The organism is Bartonella sp. MU70NMGDW, assembly GCF_042194085.1.
GTDB lineage: Bacteria > Pseudomonadota > Alphaproteobacteria > Rhizobiales > Rhizobiaceae > Bartonella > Bartonella grahamii.
The window spans coordinates 17,038-39,110 of record NZ_JBHIMK010000008.1 but is presented as its reverse complement, the minus strand read 5'-3'; the positions used below and the strand labels follow the sequence as shown (position 1 = coordinate 39,110).

The following is a 22,073-nucleotide window of genomic DNA, read 5'->3' as shown; positions in this document are numbered from 1 at the left end:
CACTGATACTTACTGGTGTTAATAACTTTTCTTTTGGTGTCGCTACTCCATCTGCACTCGCAATCTTGACAAAAAAACCGCTGGTCATTAATGCATAAAAACTTAATTTAAATTTGCGTTGCATTATTCACACTCCATAATTTCAAATTTAAGTTTCCCTATTTAGAAAAAAGTGCATAGACCAAAACAACTCAATGCAATTGCTCAACCTCATGTTTTTTTAAGATGATAAAGCATTCGATGGACTAAACTCTGACAGATCAAATATACATCCTGTGTTTTAAAATACATGCACAACTAAAAGATTTAATTTCTTTCAGATACGCTTAAAAAGTGTTATAATTACATCTATGAAAAATATTTTTGAGATACCAAAGGCTGATCTATAAATAAGATTGATCCCTCAATAGATAAAAATGGCATTAAACATTAAAGGAAACAGTAATATTAATGAGAGCAGCCTTTATATCCACATATTTCATCCTCTACAGCATTTAAAACAGTGTCTTTATTCTATTTAACTTGGATAATCTAAAGAACACTTATTCATGCTCATCAAGCCATAACCATTGTTCTAATATATAAGAAACATCATAATATCGACTCGACAGTGATTTGAAATTTTTATAATTATAGTCAGTTAACTCATCATTTGATTTGTCATATACTGAAAGGGACATTCTATTCATGTCTATAAACTTAGAAATGCAAGGTAAAAGCAACAGAAATTCCCCTCGTCGCATTTTGTTTGCAAGCCTTATTGGCCCAACAATTGAATTCTTTGATTTCTACGTCTTTGCCACTGCCGCAGCTCTCATATTTCCTCATGTGTTTTTTCCAACACAAAATGATCAGATTGCCATTTTACAATCTTTCCTGATCTTTGGAGCAGCCTTTTTTGCCCGCCCCTTTGGATCAATTGTTTTTGGACATTTTGGAGATAAAGTTGGAAGAAAAGCAACACTTATTGCTTCTCTTCTCACGATGGGTCTTTCAACAGTCATTATTGGTTTTCTTCCTACTTATGAAACTGCTGGATGGTTTGCCCCTTTCCTCTTGACCTTGTGCCGTATTGGACAGGGAATGGGATTAGGAGGAGAATGGGGAGGAGCTGTTTTGCTCGCAACAGAAAATGCCCCTCCAGAAAAGCGCGGCTGGTACGCGATGTTCCCCCAATTGGGTGTTCCAATCGGTTTATTTTTATCTATTGCCGTTTATTTAGGTCTGTTGCATTTCCTTGATCATGAAGGACTTTTAGCTTGGGGATGGCGCATTCCTTTTATTGCTTCAGTTGTTTTTATGATTATAGGATTGTGGGTCCGTCTTTCAATCAATGAAACTGTTCAATTCAAAAAAACTCTTGAAAGTAAGGAACGAGTCAAAGTTCCTATCATCGATGTCTTTTTAAAATGTCCACGAATCTTATTTCTTGGAATATTTTCTGGTATGGCAACATTTGTTTTGTTTTACTTGGTCACTGCTTATTTGTTAAGCTACTCAACAAACCATCTGCAATTGCCATTTTATCAAGCTCTTCAAGTCGAAATTGTTGGTGCTATTTTCTGTGGAATTTTTACTGTCATCACTGGAAGACTCGCTGATCGTATTAGACGTAGAACTTTGATGATTTGGGTTACAATCATCACCGGTATCTATTCTTTTGCAATTCCTTATTTCTTAAATTCTGGAGTTATAGGAGTCCTTGCAATGTCTGTTATTGGTTTGTCTATCATGGGGATGATATACAGTCCTCTTGGTGCTGTTTTGGCTTCACCATACCCAACAGCAATTCGATATACTGGTTCTTCTATTACTTTCAACTTATCGGGTATCGTGGGAGCCTCTCTTGCGCCTTATATTGCAGAATATCTGGTACAGCATTTTGATACATCTTATATCGGCTATTATTTGCTTCTTGCTTCTTTTATTTCACTGATTTGCTTCGTCGGATTTACAGATGATGAAATATCCAACTAAAATATAATAAAGAAGAATAAAATAAGTACTGGCAGCAAAAATGCTGCCAGTTTCATTTTTAAAGACATGGGTTGCGGTATTTTCCACCACAATATTCCCGCGAACAAAGCGCTTAAAAAGAAAAATAAAAAATCTGCAATATTGCTTATATAAGCAACAGCAAACATTCCTGATAGGATATGTGTTGTTCCCAACCACGAAACGCAAAAAAAAGCCAATATCACAGCCCATAAAACAAGCAAAATTCGATCAATTATCATGATGCCGTTTCATTTTTTTAATTGTAGGCCATATCTTTAATATGCCTAAAAGAAAAATCACAATAAAAACCCAACGCCCTCCCCCTGATCCTTTCGCAATAAAAAGCGCTGGATTTACTATTCCTACCAATCCTATAAAAATCAGAACAACAGAGATGAGACGCATTAAACCTGTTTTTCCCAACAACGATCTTCAGTCTGTTGCCAATACGTTAAATTATGATTTTCCATTTTATATTTTTTCCACTGTGCACGAACAAGACTCAACTGCTCATCATTTCTACCATCAAATATCACAACAAGCCGTTGATAAGTATCAATATTCGAACATACGGCTCCCTCTATGAGAAAACGAATCTTTGAATCATTCGGATTTTCTTGTCCTGTCGTCAGAAATACAGGCTGAAAGTTTGAATATTGATCACACTCAGTTCCATGTCCAATAAATGATTCATCCGCATAAACCCATAAATGCATATCCATAGAATCGCGTTGTTCTTCACTTACACATTGTATTGTTACCTTACCAAAACGAGCCAATGCACGCTCTACAAGCGTTGGCAAAATATCTTTCAGCGTTGACTGCGTCAAATGATAGAATAAAATATCCAACCTCTTAAGCCCTCATCACTCTTTATAAAAAGCTAACATCTTTTTTAGAGAAACTTCCATACCCCCAATATAAAAGGAAACGGTTCAAGATATAAACCCTCTTTTTTGATTGAGATCATTATCTTTTTGCACATGTCTTTAAAAGACAAAAATTTTTATTTTCAACGTTAATAAAAAAGTTTTTTAAGTTATTTTCTAGATTCTTTGTAGACTATAGTTGAAAATAAAATATAATGTACGGAAAATTTAAAGAGGAACTCATAGGCAATTTTATATTATTTATTTAGTTAAAATATCCAATTCATGGAAGGATATTTTTTCAAACTTTATTACATTTTAACCGAAAGCAGTAAAAATATTTGCTATCGAATTAAAGGCTGAGGATTTTCCCCAATTTATGCGTATTATTGAGTTCTACATCCTGAAACGTGTCCTTGTTTTGTTTAGTTCTGTCATGATTGCAGCAGTGGGCGTTAGTTGGACAGTACAAATTCTCGCACGGATAAACTTTCTCACAACAAGCAAACAAACACTCCTCACAGTCTTACAATTTTCACTCTCATTGGTTCCTTCTGTTATTTTTCTTGTCATTCCATTTGCATTAGTGATCGCAGTTACAACCATCCTCTCAGCAATGCATCAAGACTCAGAACTTGCTGTCATAAATGCCTCTGGTTTTCCTAAAAGTACTGTTTGGAAACCTATCCTTCTTCTTGCTATTGTTACATCCTGTATCTCCTTTTCTATAGCTAATTTTGTTGTTCCTCAAGCGCGTCTTCATATGCGACAAATGCTAGCAAGCGCTCATTTTGATCTTATTAATCTATTCATTAGTGAAGGAAGCTTTCAAAAACTCGCCAATAACCTTTACATAGAAATTGGCGAACGAAATCCAAATGGAACACTTGAACGCCTTTTCATTGCCGACCAGCGTGATCCTAAGACTGATCTTTTTTATTATGCAACAGACGCATCGATTGTGAGCAATAAAAACGGCAGTTTTCTGGTTCTCAATAACGGTGAAATAGAAAGAGTCAACCATCAAAATAACAGTGTTTCAATCGTTCAATTTAGCTCATACACTTTTAGCCTAGGGGAGTTTATCCCCAGTGATAAAGCACCTACTCTTTATCCAAAAGATCGGTCTCTTTCTTATTTACAAAACCCTGATCCAAAAGATCCCTACTATCAACGAAAACCACTCCAATATAAAGCTGAATTTCACCGCAGATTAACACAATGGCTCTACCCTATTGTTTTTTCACTTATTGCATTAGCAGCGGCAGGGGATGTATGCTCCCATCGACAAGCTCGTCATTCCGCAAATCTCTCGGCAATTGCCCTTTCTTTTCTGGTGTATTGGATAGGATATTTTTTCGCAGAAAAAGCAAAGAACGATCTTGCATACGTTCCTCTCCTTTATATTATGCCCATAGGGACAAGCGCATTTGTCTTTTTTATGCTTTTAACGAATCATAAAATTGGGCTCCCTACAAAAGTTAATGAGATTATTCAAATCGCTTTTCAAAAAGTAATGAACAAATTTGAACATCGAAAATCTCAAGATTCCTCGGATGAAATATCATGATTGGGTGGACACTTGGACGATACTTTTTTATACGTTATCTTAAAATAACTTGTTATTTCTGGGGAAGCATTTTTGTTCTTGCTCTTTTAATCGATTTCACAGAGAACTCCGGCAGGCTATCCTCCATTCCGCATCATACAGCAAAAGATGCATTTTTCCTCTCTGTTTTACGCATCCCTTTTATCATGCAACAACTCATCCCTTTCATTGCACTCTTTTCTGCAATGGCAACACTTATCTCGCTCAACAAAAAACTTGAACTTGTGGTGACTCGTTCAATCGGTGTTTCGGCATGGCAATTTCTTATGCCAGCCTGTTTGGGAGCTTTTCTTTTGGGATTATTTTCAATTCTTCTCATTAATCCACTTGCTGCATGGGGATTTTCTCAAGCAGAAAAAAAGATGACTGAATGGCGCAATAACAATGTACTAACACCTCTTCATAATACAGATATCCACTGGTTAACACAACGTACAAATTTAGGCAGAACAACCATTGGTGCTAAATTTATCACTGACCAAGGACTTTCTCTTCTCGATGCAACCTTTGTACAATACAAGGACAACGCAACCGTCAAAAATTGGATTAATACCCCAAAAGCAACCTTGACTAATGGATCTTGGCTATTAACAAATGGAACAATCTATAAAATAGGGCATCCTCCTGAAAAATTTGCCGTGTTGCAAATAAAAACTAATCTAAAACCTGAATTTTTAACGGAACGTTTAGTGAATCCCGCGACTATTCCATTTTATCAACTGCCAAAAAAAATTATGATTGCACGTTCATTTGGCTATTCTGCTAATAATTTTGATATGTATTTCCAATCTTTGATTGCATTACCGGCATTGCTTGTGGCAATGACCCTCATTGCAGCAACTGTATCTTTAAATTTTACACGTTTTGGGCAATCTAGAAAGTTGATTCTTGGTGGCGTAATAGCTGGGTTTATGCTTTATGTTATTTCCGTACTCGTTCAAGCATTTGGTAATGCTGGATATATTCCACCAATTATTGCAGCTTGGACACCCGTTGTTATCGCGTTATTCTTAGGAATCTCTTTTTTACTTCATAAAGAGGATGGCTAAGTGAAAGCATTAACGCTTAAAAAAATTATTTTAACAAAATTAAGTGCTCTCGCTTTTAAAAGTGTTATGGGGGTTATTTTAGGAGGCGCTTTGTCTTATTGTGCGCACGCTCAAAGCCTTATGTCTCCTTCTCAAAGTCGCATTCAAAATCCGGAACGTCCTCTTTTGCTCTCTGCGGATGAACTCATCTACAATCGTGATGAAAACACTGTTTCTGCACAAGGTAATGTCCAAATCGAATATGATGGCAATAAAGTTGTCGCTCAAAAAATTATTTACAATCAAAAAACAGGACGGCTTATAGCACAAGGGAACGTTGAAATTACTCAAAAGGATGGTAATAAAATTTATTCCAACCAAATTGATATGACCAAAGATCTTGGCGAGGGTTTTGTAAACGCCTTACGTATTGATACAGCCAACAATGTTCACTTTTCAGCCCAAAATGCTACACGCAAAAACAATCACATAACAGTCTTTGAAAATGCAACCTATACAGCCTGTGAACCTTGCTCTTATAAACCAGATAGAGACGTCCTATGGAAAATTAAAGCAAGAAAGATCATATGGAATAATAGTATCAAAAAAATTCGGTTTGAAAACAGCAGTTTTGAAGTTTTTGGTGTCCCGATTATAAAATTTCCAAATTTTGAGATCTATGATCCAACTGTCAGGCGTGCTAGCGGTCTGCTTACTCCTCATTTTTTTTATACTGATTATCTCGGTATGGGGATAAAGAATTCTTATTTTTGGAATCTCGCCCCTCACTATGATTTTACCCTTTCTTCTACCGTTTATACCCAACAAGGGCTTTTAACCGAAGGGGAATGGCGTCAACGTTTAAAAATGGGCAGTTATAATATTCGCTTTGCTCATATATACCAAATGAAACAGCATAGATTTGATAATGATACGATTGATGCACAGCATAAAAACCGTTATATGCTGGCAACAAAAGGGGACTTTCGTATTAATTCACACTGGACTTATGGATGGGATATTCTTGCACAATCAGATCGGCATTTTAGTCGTGCCTATAAACTTGAAAACTATAGCAATCCTACACAACTTTCTCAGATCTATCTGAATGGTCTTGCAGGAAAAAATTATTTTGATATGCATTTTTATCATTTTAAAGTTCAAGATTCATTATTGAATGATCCTCATTATGAACGTCACTCTCGGCAAGCTTGGGTCCTACCGCGCATCGATTATTTTTTCACACCAGATGAACCCATTTATAATGGGGAGCTTACCTTCCATAGTAATATACAATCAATTTATCGTCGTCATGCTGACTTCAGTTCACACGACCAGAAGGGAAACCCTCTCAACATAGTAAGACTTTCTGGTATGGCTGGAAATAGTTTGCGTTTAACAAACGAGCTTCAGTGGAAAAAGCGCTTCAACACGCACAATGGCCTCATATTAACCCCTCTTCTCTCTCTACGAGCTGATATTATTACAACCAATGCAAGCGAAAATTATACAGATTCTACAGAAAACAATGCCTTATCCGCAATTCATGGTTCAACAATTCGTGGCATGGCAACAGCAGGCTTGGAACTACGCTATCCCTTCCTCATTACAGCTGATCATTCTACACATATTATAGAACCAACCGCACAAATTTTTATACGCAATAATGAACAATATATTGGACAAATTCCTAATGAAGATGCTCAAAGCTTTGTCTTTGATGCAACCACTCTCTTTAAACGAGACAAATTTTCTGGTTATGATCGTGTAGAAGGTGGCACACGAGCCAATATAGGTCTAAGATATTCTGGAAGCTTTAATGACAATTGGTCTCTTTATGCTCTTGTTGGACAATCCTTTCATCTAGCAGGAAAGAATTCTTTTGCAGAAAAGGACTTTGTCAATGTCGGTATTCATTCTAGCTTAGAGGCAAAACGTTCAGACTATGTTGCAATGTTTGGTGCGACCCATAAAAGTGGTTTTTCCTTAGAAACGCGTGGACGCTTTGACAAAAAAACAGGAAAAATCCGCCGTAGTGAAATCGAAGCATCACAAAAATGGCAAAATTTTTGGGCGGCTCTACAATATGCCTATATCGCAAAGCAACCAGATTATGAATATCCTCAAGAGCGCCAAGAAATTTCTTTTCAAACAGGACTTAAACTGGCAGATTATTGGTCTATTAATAGCAACGCCGGTTATGATTTAGTATCTGGTACGTTTGTAAAGCGAGGAATTAGCTTGAATTATACAGATGAATGTTTCGGGTTAACATTCGGTTATCAACAGGTAACGAATCCAGGCAGGAAAACACCCTTGCAAAACTTTAATTTCTCTCTTTCATTGCGTACGATTGCAGATATCGGAAAAAAGATAGATTAATTTATAAAGAGAATGTATCAGTCATTTAACTTATCATTGTTTTTATGAAAGAAAGAGTATATTTTAAGTTGTTGATGAGAATTAATAAACAATGCGAAAGCCTATTCACATGAATAAATTGAAAAAGCGTGTTCTTGCTTTATTTTATATTGCGTCTTTGAGCGTAAGTAGCCTTCTAATAAATGAATTTTTGATTCCGACAGTCTTTGCGCAGACTTCTATTGTTGTTACAGTTAATGGCAACCCCATCACAAATTATGATATACAAAGGCGCCTTGCTTTTCTCAGATTACAACAAAAGCAAGGCAATTTGGTGGCACAGGCTAAAAAAGAGCTTATCGATGAAAAGCTAAAAAATATTGAAATAAAACGTCGTAATATTGAAGTAAGCAATGATGAAGTTGATAAAGCTTTTGAGAATTTTGCGACACAAAATAATATGACGATTGATCAGCTCAACCAGATTCTGATCCAAACTGAGATCACTGTGCAACACTTTAAAGATTACATCCGTGGACAAATAGGATGGGGGCGTCTTGTTAGTGCACGCTATCAAGCTGAAACAGGTATGATTAGCGAACAAGAAGCTGTACGCAGGATATTAAAAAATGGTGGTGTAAAACCTTCAACCAATGAATATACATTACAGCGAATTGTTTTTGTTATTCCTGCACATCGTCGTTCAGAAATTTTTGAAAGACGTCAAAGAGAAGCAAGCAATTTTCGCGCACATTTCCGTGGATGTGCCAATGCTCACAATCAAGCAAGAGGTATTTTAGACGTTACTATCCGCCACTTAGGAAAGTTTCTGGAACCCCAACTTCCCAATGCATGGGAACAAGCTATTCTTGCAACGCCTGCTGGAAAAATGACAAAATTACAAGAAACATCTGATGGAATAGAAGCAATTGCTGTCTGCAAAATAAAAAGAGTTTCTGATGATTATGTCGCTCGACTAATATTTTCTCTTCAAGATAGTAAAAAAAGAAGCCCGCAAAAACTTGAAGAATTAAGCGACAAATATTTAGGAGAACTGCGGCGAGTGGCGCGCATTCAAAATTCATAATGGCTGCTCTTATTGTTAGCGGTGGTGATCCTGCCGGAATTGGTCCTGAAATAGTCCTAAAAGCGTGGAATTTGCGTGTTACGCGCCAAATTCCACCTTTTGTGCTTCTTGCTGATCCAGATGTTATTCGTTCGCGCGCTCGTTTTTTACAGATTGATGTTGAGGTGCAATCTGTTTTAATCAATAATTCCGCAAAAAATTTTCAAAACGCTCTTCCTATCATACCATTAAAAAACAAACAAAGTGATCAATTAGGTATACCTTCATCGAATAATGCCGCTGGAATCATTGAAGCAATTGAACGCTGTGTTCAATTGATTCAAAATGGCCATGCATGTGCACTTATCACTTGTCCTATTGCAAAAAAGAATCTTTATGATGCCGGTTTTCAATTTCCAGGTCATACAGAATTTTTAGCCGATTTAGCCCATAAAGCTTTTCATAAATGTTATCATCCAGTTATGATGTTAGCAGGACCTCGATTAAAAACAGTACCAATAACTGTTCATATTCCATTTAAAAATGTTCCTTCACAGCTTACCCGTGATTTAATTATTCAAACGGTACTTATTACTGAATGTGACTTAAAAACACGGTTTAAAATAACGTCACCCCGACTAGCTGTTGCTGGTCTTAATCCTCATGCTGGAGAAGAAGGTGCAATGGGAAAAGAAGATATTGAAGTTATCACTCCTGCTATTGAATATCTTAAAAAAAAAGGACTCAATATTGCAGGCCCGCTGCCTGCCGACACAATGTTCCATGAATGCGCAAGAAAGGCATATGACGTTGCCATTTGTATGTATCATGATCAAGCCCTTATCCCTGTTAAAACATTAGACTTTGATAGCACTGTTAATGTCACGTTAGGTCTCCCTTTTATTCGCACGTCCCCAGATCACGGAACTGCTTTTGACATTGCTGATAAAGGGATAGCCTCTCCCGAAAGCTTTATTGCTGCTCTTAAACTTGCAAATCAACTTGCCGAAAATAGTTTAATACCATGCCAATAGATAATCTCCCTCCTCTACGTGAGGTCATTGATATATATGGATTACAAGCGCATAAATCTTTGGGGCAAAATTTTCTTTTTGATCTTAATTTAACATCTAAAATTGCTCATCACGCAGGTAATATAGAAGGAAAACCTGTTCTTGAAATTGGTCCTGGTCCTGGAGGTCTCACACGAGCCTTGCTAGCAAAGGGCGCCATTGTAACAGCAATAGAACGCGATGAACGCTGCATACCAGCTCTCTTAGAAATAGAAAAACACTATCCTAAAAAATTAAAAATTATTTGTAATGATGCACTGAAGCAAGACTTCTCAAAACTCTTTGAAACAAGCCCAGAAAAACCTCGCATTATTGCAAATCTTCCCTATAATATTGGAACACAACTCTTATTAAATTGGCTTTTGACTGAACCATGGCCTCCTTTTTATGAATCAATGACATTGATGTTTCAACGTGAAGTTGCCAAACGGATTACAGCTAAACCTCAATCTACTCATTATGGACGTCTTAGTGTCTTAACTGGCTGGCGTACCACTGCTAAAATTGCTTTTGATGTGCCCCCTCAAGCCTTCATACCAATACCTAAAGTAACTTCTTCCGTTGTTCATATTATTCCGCAAACACAACCTCTTGCCTGCTCTGCACAAAAACTAAGCCTCGTCACAAAAACCGCCTTTGGACAAAGGCGAAAAATGCTTCGTCAAAATCTCAAAATACTTGGAGGTGAAGTGCTGTTAGAAAAAGCTGGAATTGATGGAACGCGCCGTGCTGAAACGCTCTCGGTTTCCGAATTTGTAACTTTAGCGCATCTAGTTCTCTAAAAAATTGCACTTTTTGTTATACAATCTTTTTTAATCAAGACATTTATCGATCTTTTCAGCAATAAGCCCATCAACAAAAGAGTCAAGATAAGAACAGCGCTCGCGTTTTGCGGTTTCAGCTAAATAAATTGATTTAATAAAAGATAAAGACTGATCTAAATCTTCGTTAATCACAACATAATCATAAGAACGCCAATGCTTTAACTCCGTTCGTGCATTTTCCAATCGTAAATTGATGATATCTTGACTATCTTCTGCTCGACGATGTAACCGCGAAACAAGCTCTTTCATTGATGGTGGAAGGATAAAAACAGATACAGTGTCTCCCAGCATCTTTTTTTGCAGCTGCTCGGTACCTTGATAATCAATATCAAATAACATATCATGGCCAATACTCAATGCGTTTTCAACAGTTTCACGTAAAGTGCCATAATAATTTCCGTGAACTTCTGCCCATTCAATAAATTCATCTCTATCACGCTTATATTCAAACTCTTCCTTTGAAATAAAGTGATAATGCAGTCCATCTACTTCACTAGGACGCCTTTTCCTTGTGGTCACACTTACGGAAAGCTCTAATTGTCCATCTTTTAGAAGTAATCGAGAAATTGTTGATTTACCAGCACCTGAAGGTGAAGAGAGAATAAATAAAAAACCGCGGCGTTGATTTATTTTTATAGCACTCAATTTACTTTCGAAGACTGTCATTACATCACTCTACTTTGTTCATAAATGTTTCTCCAAAATTTGAATTATACATTATCTCAACCTTTCCCCTAATCAATGTGTTTTCTTAGCAGTTTTCAATGTTATTCTGCTCTTTTTTGAGATACGTTATTAGCAGTGTATTCACAGCTTTCTTAAATATTTTTATCCATACGCTAATCCTACTTGTGACAGACAAAAAAATGATTTTTTATCATTCTCATAAAAAGTTTAAAGAGAAAAATTTTACTATATTTTGCATTCTCATTTACGATGCAAAAAGATGTGTTATCGTTATAAATTCAATGTCTTGCCTTTAATTCTCGCCACTTGCGAACATTCACATTATGTTCTTCTAAAGTTCGAGAAAAAACATGCCCTCCTGAACCATCAGCAACAAAATAAAGTGCATCACTGCTTGGTGGATGTGCCACCGCTTTCAAAGAATCTCGACCTGGATTTGCAATAGCTGTTGGAGGCAAACCATTAATTTTATAAGTATTATATGGTGTTTCCTTCTCAAGATCTGAACGATAAATTGCACGACCTGATGGCTTTCCTTTTCCTCCAAAGAGACCATAAATAACTGTTGGATCCGATTGAAGACGCATATGCTTTGTAAGGCGGTTATAAAATACCGCAGCAACCATTGGTCTTTCTGCTGCAATTCCCGTTTCTTTCTCAACAATTGAGGCTAATATAACAAATTCATCAATCGATTTAATGGGTAAATCAGGCGAACGCGTAGCCCATATAGCATGAATTAATTTTGTCTGTCCTTCACGCAATCTGTTTACAATCTCTTTACGCGTTGTCCCCCGAATAAAACGAACAGTATCCGTCATTAAACAGCCCTCTGGAGGCAAAATTTTTGGAAGATCTCCAATCAAAATTTCATTCGCAGCTAATCGATCGAAAACTTGCTGAACCGTTAAACCTTCAGGTACTGTAAATGTATACTCAATAGATTTTCCTTTCACAAGAATATCCATAATATCCTGCATCGAAGCATGTGCTGGAATTAAATATTCACCAGCCTTCAGATGCGTTGTTTTTTGGTGATAACCAACCCCATAAACAAAAATATCTGATGATCGAATGAAACCACGTTTTTCTAGCAATGAAGCAATTTCACGAATTCCTGTGCCAGGATGGATAAGAACAATTTGTTCTTCCTCAATTTTCCCCTTTTCTTCAAAAATACTTTTTCCAATATAAAGAGGAATACTTATGGCGAAAAGAATAACCACAATCAGCATAAGAAAAAAATGACCGAGAATAACCAACGGATTACGGACGATCGATGATTTCTTTCGTTTTTTATGTACTAACATGTCATAACTATCTGCTAAATGATTCGAAGAGGAATCACTTACGTCCTTTAATGATTTTCCTTTTTTCACATCGGACATAACCCCTCAATAGCGATTAAGGACAATATTATAATTTCTCATTCATCTTATAACAAAGTAGAAAACTCAAAAGCAGAAATTAAATAAAAATACTTATTATCCCCTAAAACGTCGCATCACCAACGATGCATTTGTCCCACCAAATCCGAAGGAATTAGAAAGAATCGTATCAATCTTTCGTTCACGCGGTTTGTGTGGTACAAGATCGATTTTCGTTTCAATCGATGGATTGTCAAGATTAAGTGTCGCTGGAGCTATATTATCCCGTATAGCTAGAACAGAAAAAATAGCCTCAGCGGCACCGGCGGCACCAAGTAAATGCCCGATAGATGATTTCGTTGATGACATGGATACTTGTGATGCATAATTCCCTAAAACACGCTCAACAGCTGCTAGCTCTATGGAATCAGCCATCGTTGATGTACCGTGAGCATTAATATAATCAAGTTCACTCACATTCACTTGTGCACGCTTAAGAGCAGCCATCATACTACGCTGAGCCCCTTCACCACTTTCTGAAGGCGCTGTAATGTGGTAAGCATCACCAGATAAACCATAGCCAATAACCTCAGCATAAATACGCGCTCCTCGTTTTTTGGCGTGTTCCAGCTCTTCTAAAACAACAATTGCTGCTCCTTCCCCCATCACAAAACCATCACGATCAGCATCATAAGGACGAGATGCCCGTTCAGGATCATCATTGCGACAAGTAGAAAGAGCTCTACAAGCTGCAAAACCTGCAAGAGATATCCGATTTATCGGAGACTCGGTCCCCCCTGCCACCATGACATCTGCATCACCAAACATAATCAAACGTGCTGCATCACCAATCGCATGCGCCCCTGTCGAACAAGCCGTTACAACAGAATGATTAGGCCCCCGTAAACCATATTGAATAGACACATAACCAGAAGCAAGATTAATCAAACGACCTGGAATAAAAAAAGGAGAAACACGACGAGGTCCCTTATCACGAAGCGTATAACCAGATTCAACAATGCCCTCAATACCCCCAATTCCTGAACCAATTAACACACCTGTACAAATCTGATCTTCATCATTCTTAGGAAACCATTCTGCATCTGCAAGCGCTTGGTTAGCAGCAGCCATTGCATAAACAATAAATGCATCAACTTTACGTTGCTCTTTAGGTTCCATATACAAATCAGCATTATAGGTCCCCTCTGTTCCATCCCCTAAAGGGATACGCGCAGCAATCTGGCATGGCAAATCTGACACATCAAACTCAGTAATACGTCGGACACCACTTCTTCCTTCAAGAAGTCGTTTCCAACTATATTCAATATTACCAGCTAATGGAGATACCAATCCTAAACCAGTAACAACAACACGTCTCATAACTTCTAACCTTGAACTAAACTTCACCTCTCAAAGCTCTCTTTTCAAAAGAGCTCCGAAGAATATAGGCAAAAGCAATTTATGCCTTTGCCCTTTAGTAATCATGCAGAAGCTTTATCAATGAACTTGACTGCATCACCAACTGTGAAAATCGTTTCAGCAGCCTCATCTGGAATTTCTACCCCAAACTCTTCTTCAAAAGCCATAACGAGTTCAACTGTATCAAGGCTATCAGCCCCTAGATCATCGATAAAGCTTGCATTTTCTACAACTTTATCAGCATTAACCCCAAGATGTTCCACAATAATTTTCTTAACGCGCTCTACTGTATCACTCATGTTGAAATCCTCGAATTTATATTTTCCTATAATTTGGTTAACTATATCGGCTCATCTAATCAAGCAATAGATGCATCACTTTAAAAGATTTTAGCAATGATTTAAAACATCCTGTGGATATCCCCTACAAAATGAACCAATCTGACATTCCGACATCAATTGATCAACGGCCATGTTAAAGAAATAGATGCATCTTTCTATTTCAATCGTTACTATCTAAAATAATACAACTCATAAATCAATGTGGAATAAAATAAATACTCAAATCATTGCCATTCCACCATTGATATGAAGTGTTTGACCTGTCGTATAGGCTGCTTCATCGCTTGCTAAATAAACAGCAGCAGCGGCTATTTCTTGCCCACTTCCCATACGCTTCATTGGAATCGCCGCCATAATGGCTTCTTTTTGCTTTTCATTAAGCTTGTCTGTCATTGCAGATTTAATAAATCCTGGAGCAATACAATTGACAGTGATGTTTCGCGAAGCAATTTCTTGTGCCAATGCTTTAGAAAAACCTATCAAACCTGCTTTTGCAGCACAATAATTCGTTTGTCCAGGATTTCCCACAACACCAACAACAGATGTAATGTTAATAATCCTTCCATAACGGCGGCGCATCATAAAATGTATTAATTCACGCGTCAAAAGAGAAGCAGCTGTTAGGTTAACTTCTAAAACATCATCCCAGTCTTTATCTTGCATACGCACAAAAAGACCATCCCTAGTGATTCCCGCATTGTTAACCAAAATATCGACACCATCCATTTCTCTTTCTGCAACTTCAGCCAATTGTTTAATCGATTGGCGTTCAGAAAGATTAGCGGGAAATACAAAAACATTCTGCCCTAATTCTGCCGCCACTTCTCTAAGCTTTTCTTCACGTGTTCCATGAAGTCCAACAATGGCTCCTTGTGCATGAAAGCAGCGTGCAATTGCCTCACCAATTCCTCCCGAAGCCCCCGTTACAAGAGCTTTACGTCCTGTTAATCTAAACATTTTTTTACTCCTTATAGATTAAACGCCAAGCATGCCTAGCGCTGATTCTATTTCATCAACTGTTCCAATTGTTACCCCCTTTATATCTTTGTTAATACGACGCGTTAGACCTGTTAATACTTTTCCAGAACCAACTTCAAAAAGCGTATCAACCCCATTAGCAGCGATCCATTCTATCGTTTCACGCCATCGCACTCTCCCAGTCACTTGTTCAACAAGAAGAGTAGTAATACGCTCTGGATTGCTCTCAGGTGCAACAGAAACATTAGCAATCAAAGGAACAATAGGAGTTGTTGCGTTAACAGTCAAAAGTGCTTTCTTCATGGCATCAGCAGCAGGTTGCATTAAAGATGAATGAAAAGGTGCAGAAACTGGAAGAAGAAGTGCACGTTTTGCACCTTTTGTTGATGCAATCTCTACCGCTGTCTCAACTGCTTTTGCTTTACCTGAAATAACAATTTGCCCACCACCATTATCATTAGCAATTTGACATAGTCCTTCTCCAGAAACAGTTTCGCAAATTTCTTCCACAATGTGCTCTTCCAAACCAATCAGTGCTGCCATAGAACCTTCACCAACTGCGACAGCAGCCTGCATAGCATTGCCACGAATACGCAAAAGTCTTGCCGTATCTGTGAGAGTAAATGTACCAGCAGCACAAAGGGCCGAATATTCGCCTAAAGAATGACCAGCAACAAACTTTACCTTTTCTTCTATACGAAGCCCTAATTGTTGCATCACACGAATGACAGCCATGGATACAGCCATTAATGCCGGTTGTGCATTTGCTGTTAACGTTAAAACATCTGCTGGTCCTTCAAAAATGATCTTTGATAATTTCTCACCCAAAGCATCATCAACTTCCTCGAAAACCATCCGTGCGGCAATAAATTGCTCTGTAAGCGCCTTCCCCATACCAACAAGTTGACTTCCCTGCCCTGGAAAAATAAAAGCTGCACCCATTTATCAACTCCTAAAATTGTACAAAATTATTCTCTTTTGACCTTATTCATCCGCACAAATCAAGATAAAGTCCTTTATTTAAAACGAATACCACTCTTAAAATTATATTTTAAAGGCGGAATTTGATATAAAAACTTAGGAAAGTAGGGAGCTATAAACTGAATAACACCCAAACTTATGAGACTTCCTAAAATTGCACCTGCTAAAATATCAAAGGGATAATGTACACCCACAAAGATGCGCGCCCAACAGATCAAGCACAAAAACACCGTGGCAAATTTAAAAGCAACTTTGTATCGGTAAAAATAAAAGTTAGCTGCATAAGATGCAATGGTCAAGGCATGATTACTAGGAAAAGAAGCTGTTGCACGATGTTGAATAAGCGGTGTCGCTAACCCTACCACGAATGGGCGAGGATGAAAATAAAAAAGAGAAATGAGATAACCTACGAAAAGAGCCGCACAAATACTCATGCAAATGCTTAGTACGACACATCGTTCCCTCTCCCCACCACAAAACCACAACGCACAAAGATGGAGAGGAATAATGTAAATTAAAAACTTTGCACAAAAAATACTAAACAAAACTACAATCGACCAAGCTTGATGATTGCCGACAAACATTTCAAAGAGTGTAACATCAATCTGGTTTAAAAAGTCCATTTTTCTCTCCTTTATGTTACAGTACTATCTTTTTGTAGAAGAGGGAAATATATCAAGACTTAACAAATCAATTTTTTTATGTGCATAAACTTGCTATTTTAAAAGATAACCTGTAGATATGAAATATTCGTTGCCGGCACTTTAGCTGGAGGTTGAACGGAGGGCTGTAAAATATCAGTAGGAAATACAATGTTTCCGGCCTCCCGTGTCTCCGCTCTCGGATGTCTCGAATCGTAAACGCGTCCTTTCTTCTTTGGATTTCCAAAAAAGACAAGTCGCAGAGGCTTTGCGCTAAAACCGGTGAGATTTAATTGAAGAAAGGCAAAACAATGGCTCTTTATGAACATATGTTCCTTGCCCGACAAGACATTACACCGCAGCAAGTTGATGAACTTTTGAGTCTCTACAAAGGTGTCATTGAAGCACATGGTGGAAAAGTTGGGCGTGTAGAAAATTGGGGACTTCGTCCTCTTGCTTACCGTATTCGTAAAAACCGTAAAGCTTATTATACTTTGGTCAATATTGATGCACCAGCTTCAGCAATTGCTGAAGTGGAACGTCAGATGCGCATCAATGAGGATATTTTGCGTTATATGACCATTCGCGTAGAAAAACACGAAAAAGAAAAATCTGCTATGCTCTCACACCTTGATCGCAATAGTCATCACATTGGACACGATGAAGAGCGTCCTCGTTTTCCGCGTCGTCAACGTGAAAATGCTATAGAAGGGGTAGAATGATGACTGATACCAATCAAAACTCTGCACGTCGCCCCTTTCATCGTCGTCGTAAAACATGTCCTTTTTCAGGGACTAATGCTCCCAAAATTGATTATAAAGACATCAAGTTGTTACAACGTTATATTTCCGAACGTGGGAAAATTGTTCCTTCACGGATTACTGCTGTTAGTCAAAAAAAACAGCGTGAATTAGCTAATGCTATCAAACGTGCTCGCTTTTTAGGCTTACTTCCGTACATTATAAAGTAAACGATCAATACGCTATGCAACTGGAGAGTTTATCCAGTTGCTTTTCTTATATGGTTTTAAAAAAATAGCTTGTTGCATCCTATGTTAAGCTATTACATGTCAAAGTTGGGGTATTGACGCGCCCCTAACTGCAGAAAGCAGGACAGCAATAAATGAAAAAAAATCGTACCTATGAGATATTAATCGGTATTTTAGCAGGATTATTTGCTGTTGTAATAGGAATGGCAATCATCAGTGTTGCAAATATCGCGCCCTTTTTTTCTCTTCTTCTTGGCTGCTTTCTTTCATTGCCAATTTTTATTGTTGCGTTCGGTCAAGGAACATTAGCCAGTCTCATCGCCCTCATAAGTGCCACTGTTGTTCTTATCATAACCACTAATACCTATATTGCTCTTGGCTTGATGTTCTTATTTTTCCTTCCTGCTGTCTATGCTTCTTGGCTTCTTGGGCTTGCACGACCAGCGCAAAAAGAAAACGAACTGATATGGTATCCATTATCATCGGTTATTTTTCATTTAACTAATTTTATCGCTCTTATAGCAACTTTCATTGGGCTCTATGTTCAAACCCGTCCTTCCACACCCGTCATTGCAAAAAAAATCACCGAAAACATAGCACAAACTCTGCAACAATCACAGTCAATAAAAGAAGCCGATATACGCGCTTTTAGTGAGCTTTTAATGACGCATCCAGCAACTTTTACTGCTGTTTCTTTGACTCTTTATAGTTTGGTTTTTCTCATTGGTAACCTTTACTTTTCCATGATAGCAGCACAACACATGAAATGGCTGAAAAGACCCCGTGATGATTGGAGCCAAACTCTCCGCCTTCCAATTTCTGGAATTGTTATTTTCATTATTGTTTGCATAGCATCGATGGTTGAGTTGAGCGCTTCTCTTAACTTGAGTACCCGTGTCTTTAGTACTGCATACACTGTCATCATATTAATTAGTGGTCTAGCATATCTTCACAATATTACAAAAGGGGTAAACGGTCGGATTATTATACTTTCTCTTGTTTATATTGCTATTTTAACAGTCGTTTTTACTCCACCTATTGTTTTCATGATGCTTTTGATGGGAATTTGGGCTGCTATTCAATATAATTTTCAATCACGCAAAAAACTCCACTAAATTTATTTGTTCGAAAGGAAAAACTATGGATATTATTTTACTTGAGCGCATTCCTCGTCTTGGTCAGATGGGTGATATTGTCTCAGTTAAAGATGGTTATGCGCGTAATTTTCTCTTGCCTCAAGGTAAAGCTTTACGCGCAAATGAAGCCAATAAAAAACATTTTGAGATACAACGTGCACAACTTGAAGCCCGTAATCTTGAACGCAAAAGCGAAGCGCAAAAAGTTGCTGAAAAACTTGATGGACAATCATTCATTGTTGTTCGTTCTGCTGGTGAAACAGGACAACTTTATGGTTCTGTATCAACACGTGATATTGCTGAAATTATAACAGATGAAGGCTTTTCTATTGGGAGAAATCAAGTCGAACTTAACCATCCAATAAAAATGATCGGTCTTCACACAATCACTCTTAGCTTACATCCTGAGGTTCAAATTTCTGTGATTATTAATGTTGCGCGTTCTACCAGTGAAGCACAACGCCAAGCAGAAGGTGAAACTCTCACTTCTGCTAAAGAAATATATAATATTCAAGAAGAATTATTAGAAGAAAATCAGGAAGAATTATTGGTAGAAGAAATTAATGACAACGATATAAACAGTTCTCATCAAGAAGCTTAATTGCTATTTTTGCTTTCTGTTTTATATTTTTTATTCTATTTTAAATATTGCTCATAAAATACTCACACTTTAAAATTGGGTATTTTATGGCTATCATACATAAAGAACCTAATTTTTATGAAAGAATTAGGAATATATTATTTAAAGGCATTACATGCCGAGAATGATAATATCACTAAGAGGAAATTTTCTTTTGTTGTCTAGCATCTAAAGCAAAAATAATTTAAAGTTCTACCCTTAAGGGTAAGGTTTGTATGAGCGGTAAGTTGATTATATCAACACATGATCTGAAATAATTTCAGTTATAAAAAAGTAATTCTACTTACACAGATATTGGAATTTTAAGGTCACATAACTTCAAAACACTTAAATTTAGAATAGCAAAACTTCCACTTTAAAATCACGTATTATAAAATAAAATAGATCAATGTTATATAAATAATACACAAATGATAGATGAGCAACGAAAAGAGGGTTTTGAAAAATTATATAATTTTAACTTAAAATGAAGATTTGTAGCTCTATTCTTTTAATTATACGATTTTCAATTTATCGCCTAAAGTAGCTAGACTTAGAATTTTAGTGGAAAAATATTATGGAAGAAACTAACGTTGTTAATGTCAGCTCTTCAAAGAAGGAAGATTCTCCTTCTTTTCGGCAGCTTCCGTATAATATTGAAGCTGAACAGGCATTGCTTGGTGCCATCTTTATCAACAATGATTCTCTTGACCGCGTTTCAGATTTTCTAAAACCAGAACATTTTTTTGAACCATTGCATCAAAAAATTTATCATGTTTTATCTCACCTTATTAAAACAGGAAAACGTGTAGATCCAGTTACAATCAAGCCCTATATCCAAATGGAAGAAAAAATTGGAGATATTACTGTATACCAGTATGTTGTTCGCTTAGCCACAGAGGCAGTCACTATTATTAACGCTGAAGATTATGGACGCGTCATTTACGATCTTTTTATCCGACGGTCTTTGATTAACCTTGGAACTCAAGTTGTCAATACAGCCTTTGATGCTCCTGTAGAGCTCACGCCTACCCAACAAATTGAAACTGTTGAAAATCAGTTATTTGAGCTAGCAGAAAAAGGGAAATATGGAGGTGGATTTGAAAATTTTAATGAGGCTATCAAAAAAGCTATCGATATGGCAAGTGCTGCGAAAAAGCGCTCTTCACAATTATCAGGGATAGCCACCCATATTAAAACACTTGATGAAAAAATGGGAGGATTACAAGCATCTGACTTAATTATCCTTGCAGGACGCCCTGGTATGGGAAAAACCTCACTGGCTACCAATATTGCCTTTAATATTGCTAATGCTTATAATCGTAATGCCAATATCCAAGAAAATGAAGGGGGTATTGTAGGTTTCTTCTCACTTGAGATGTCATCCGAACAGCTTGCAACCCGTATTATTTCTGAACAAACAGAAGTCTCTTCTTCTGATATTCGGCGTGGTAATATCTCAGATGAACAATTTTCAAAAATTATTCGTGCGGTGAACCAACTACAAAAGGCACCACTTTATATTGATCAAACTGGGGGAATATCAATTACGCAATTAGCTGCTCGTGCGCGGCGTCTCAAGCGACAACATGGTTTAGATATCTTGTTTATTGACTATATCCAACTCATGACAAGCAGTTCAAAGCGTTCATCAGAAAATCGTGTTCAAGAGATCACAGAAATTACCACAGGATTAAAAGCGTTGGCGAAAGAATTGAATATTCCTATTATCGCTCTCTCTCAACTTTCACGTCAAGTAGAAAATAGAACAGATAAACGTCCCCAACTCTCAGATTTACGTGAATCTGGTTCAATTGAGCAAGATGCCGACATCGTTCTGTTTGTCTATCGCGAAGAATATTATCTCAAAAATGAAGAACCAAAATTAGGTAGCTTAGAACATACAAAATGGCAAGAAATAATGGACAAAGCTTTTGGAAAAGCTGATGTTATTATTGCAAAACAGCGCCATGGGCCGACAGGAATCGTGCCACTTGCCTTTCAATCTGATTTCACACGATTTAGTGATCTGGCCGATAGCAATTATCTTCCAGAGCAAATCGGTTAAATTAACATGGCGCGTAATCG

The 22,073-nt window shown here is 37.3% G+C and carries 22 protein-coding genes; 12 read left to right on the top strand and 10 right to left on the bottom strand.

Features of this window, described 5'->3' with window-relative positions; translation table 11 throughout:
* The first annotated feature begins 687 nt into the window (after positions 1 to 687).
* The gene (locus ACFIKE_RS01740) at positions 688 to 1,977 is read left to right on the top strand and encodes an MFS transporter (RefSeq protein WP_375648258.1); all 1,290 of its coding nucleotides are present in this window, start codon (positions 688 to 690) and stop codon (positions 1,975 to 1,977) included.
* On the opposite strand, the gene ACFIKE_RS01735 is transcribed toward ACFIKE_RS01740, so the two are convergent.
* The 3 genes from ACFIKE_RS01735 to ACFIKE_RS01725 are packed head-to-tail and all read right to left on the bottom strand — an operon-like array spanning position 1,974 to position 2,849.
* Positions 1,974 to 2,237 carry a hypothetical protein gene (locus tag ACFIKE_RS01735; RefSeq protein WP_375648257.1) on the bottom strand — a complete coding sequence of 88 codons (264 nt, stop codon included), beginning with the start codon at positions 2,235 to 2,237 and terminating at the stop codon, positions 1,974 to 1,976. The two genes, ACFIKE_RS01740 and ACFIKE_RS01735, sit on opposite strands and share 4 nt — an antisense overlap.
* Positions 2,227 to 2,403 carry a hypothetical protein gene (locus ACFIKE_RS01730; protein ID WP_375648256.1) on the bottom strand — a complete coding sequence of 59 codons (177 nt, stop codon included), beginning with the start codon at positions 2,401 to 2,403 and terminating at the stop codon, positions 2,227 to 2,229. Before ACFIKE_RS01730 ends, ACFIKE_RS01735 begins: the two co-directional genes overlap by 11 nt.
* Positions 2,403 to 2,849, bottom strand: coding sequence for a DNA polymerase III subunit chi (locus tag ACFIKE_RS01725; protein ID WP_330167384.1), 447 nt, complete (start codon positions 2,847 to 2,849; stop codon positions 2,403 to 2,405). The genes ACFIKE_RS01730 and ACFIKE_RS01725 overlap by 1 nt, the downstream gene beginning before the upstream one ends.
* A 397-nt stretch (positions 2,850 to 3,246) precedes the next feature.
* Between ACFIKE_RS01725 and lptF the strand changes: the two genes are divergently transcribed.
* The 6 genes from lptF to rsmA all read left to right on the top strand — a co-directional run bounded on the left by lptF (position 3,247) and on the right by rsmA (position 10,786).
* Positions 3,247 to 4,437, top strand: a complete 1,191-nt coding sequence (gene lptF, locus ACFIKE_RS01720; protein ID WP_375648255.1) for an LPS export ABC transporter permease LptF — start codon at positions 3,247 to 3,249, stop codon at positions 4,435 to 4,437.
* The gene (gene lptG / locus ACFIKE_RS01715; RefSeq protein WP_375625898.1) at positions 4,434 to 5,525 is read left to right on the top strand and encodes an LPS export ABC transporter permease LptG; all 1,092 of its coding nucleotides are present in this window, start codon (positions 4,434 to 4,436) and stop codon (positions 5,523 to 5,525) included. Before lptF ends, lptG begins: the two co-directional genes overlap by 4 nt.
* Positions 5,526 to 7,886, top strand: a complete 2,361-nt coding sequence (locus tag ACFIKE_RS01710; RefSeq protein WP_375625896.1) for an LPS-assembly protein LptD — start codon at positions 5,526 to 5,528, stop codon at positions 7,884 to 7,886.
* A 109-nt stretch (positions 7,887 to 7,995) separates the two neighbouring features.
* On the top strand, positions 7,996 to 8,952 hold the full coding sequence (locus ACFIKE_RS01705) for a SurA N-terminal domain-containing protein (protein WP_375625012.1): 957 nt from the start codon (positions 7,996 to 7,998) through the stop codon (positions 8,950 to 8,952).
* Entirely contained in the window at positions 8,952 to 9,965 is a 1,014-nt protein-coding gene (pdxA, locus tag ACFIKE_RS01700) for a 4-hydroxythreonine-4-phosphate dehydrogenase PdxA (RefSeq protein ID WP_375625893.1), read from the top strand. Before ACFIKE_RS01705 ends, pdxA begins: the two co-directional genes overlap by 1 nt.
* Positions 9,956 to 10,786, top strand: a complete 831-nt coding sequence (gene rsmA / locus ACFIKE_RS01695; protein ID WP_375648254.1) for a 16S rRNA (adenine(1518)-N(6)/adenine(1519)-N(6))-dimethyltransferase RsmA — start codon at positions 9,956 to 9,958, stop codon at positions 10,784 to 10,786. Before pdxA ends, rsmA begins: the two co-directional genes overlap by 10 nt.
* 30 nt (positions 10,787 to 10,816) lie before the next feature.
* Here rsmA and gmk read toward each other — a convergent pair whose 3' ends face one another.
* From gmk to ACFIKE_RS01660, 7 genes are all read right to left on the bottom strand, one after another.
* A complete protein-coding gene (gene gmk, locus ACFIKE_RS01690; RefSeq protein WP_375648253.1) occupies positions 10,817 to 11,494 on the bottom strand; it encodes a guanylate kinase in 678 nt (225 codons plus the stop codon).
* A gap of 299 nt (positions 11,495 to 11,793) precedes the next feature.
* A complete protein-coding gene (mltG, locus tag ACFIKE_RS01685; protein ID WP_375648252.1) occupies positions 11,794 to 12,903 on the bottom strand; it encodes an endolytic transglycosylase MltG in 1,110 nt (369 codons plus the stop codon).
* A gap of 96 nt (positions 12,904 to 12,999) precedes the next feature.
* Positions 13,000 to 14,262 (bottom strand): beta-ketoacyl-ACP synthase II, encoded by a 1,263-nt coding sequence (gene fabF / locus ACFIKE_RS01680; protein WP_375648251.1) that lies wholly within the window; start codon positions 14,260 to 14,262, stop codon positions 13,000 to 13,002.
* 101 nt (positions 14,263 to 14,363) lie between these two features.
* Positions 14,364 to 14,600: an acyl carrier protein gene (locus tag ACFIKE_RS01675; protein ID WP_004860281.1), complete on the bottom strand. Its 237-nt coding sequence runs from the start codon at positions 14,598 to 14,600 to the stop codon at positions 14,364 to 14,366.
* Positions 14,601 to 14,861: 261 nt separating this feature from the next.
* On the bottom strand, positions 14,862 to 15,599 hold the full coding sequence (fabG, locus tag ACFIKE_RS01670; protein WP_375625888.1) for a 3-oxoacyl-[acyl-carrier-protein] reductase: 738 nt from the start codon (positions 15,597 to 15,599) through the stop codon (positions 14,862 to 14,864).
* Positions 15,600 to 15,617: 18 nt separating this feature from the next.
* Positions 15,618 to 16,562, bottom strand: coding sequence for an ACP S-malonyltransferase (gene fabD, locus ACFIKE_RS01665; protein WP_375648250.1), 945 nt, complete (start codon positions 16,560 to 16,562; stop codon positions 15,618 to 15,620).
* A 74-nt stretch (positions 16,563 to 16,636) separates the two neighbouring features.
* Positions 16,637 to 17,224 carry an undecaprenyl-diphosphatase gene (locus tag ACFIKE_RS01660; RefSeq protein WP_375625884.1) on the bottom strand — a complete coding sequence of 196 codons (588 nt, stop codon included), beginning with the start codon at positions 17,222 to 17,224 and terminating at the stop codon, positions 16,637 to 16,639.
* Between the two features lie 329 nt (positions 17,225 to 17,553).
* Between ACFIKE_RS01660 and rpsF the strand changes: the two genes are divergently transcribed.
* From rpsF to ACFIKE_RS01635, 5 genes are all read left to right on the top strand, one after another.
* Entirely contained in the window at positions 17,554 to 17,964 is a 411-nt protein-coding gene (gene rpsF, locus ACFIKE_RS01655) for a 30S ribosomal protein S6 (protein ID WP_375625882.1), read from the top strand.
* Positions 17,964 to 18,212: a 30S ribosomal protein S18 gene (rpsR, locus tag ACFIKE_RS01650; protein ID WP_375625880.1), complete on the top strand. Its 249-nt coding sequence runs from the start codon at positions 17,964 to 17,966 to the stop codon at positions 18,210 to 18,212. Before rpsF ends, rpsR begins: the two co-directional genes overlap by 1 nt.
* A gap of 152 nt (positions 18,213 to 18,364) precedes the next feature.
* Positions 18,365 to 19,345, top strand: a complete 981-nt coding sequence (locus ACFIKE_RS01645) for a hypothetical protein (protein WP_375625878.1) — start codon at positions 18,365 to 18,367, stop codon at positions 19,343 to 19,345.
* Between the two features lie 25 nt (positions 19,346 to 19,370).
* Positions 19,371 to 19,967, top strand: a complete 597-nt coding sequence (gene rplI / locus ACFIKE_RS01640) for a 50S ribosomal protein L9 (protein WP_375625876.1) — start codon at positions 19,371 to 19,373, stop codon at positions 19,965 to 19,967.
* A gap of 595 nt (positions 19,968 to 20,562) precedes the next feature.
* Positions 20,563 to 22,053, top strand: a complete 1,491-nt coding sequence (locus tag ACFIKE_RS01635) for a replicative DNA helicase (protein WP_375619412.1) — start codon at positions 20,563 to 20,565, stop codon at positions 22,051 to 22,053.
* The last annotated feature ends 20 nt before the right edge of the window (positions 22,054 to 22,073 follow it).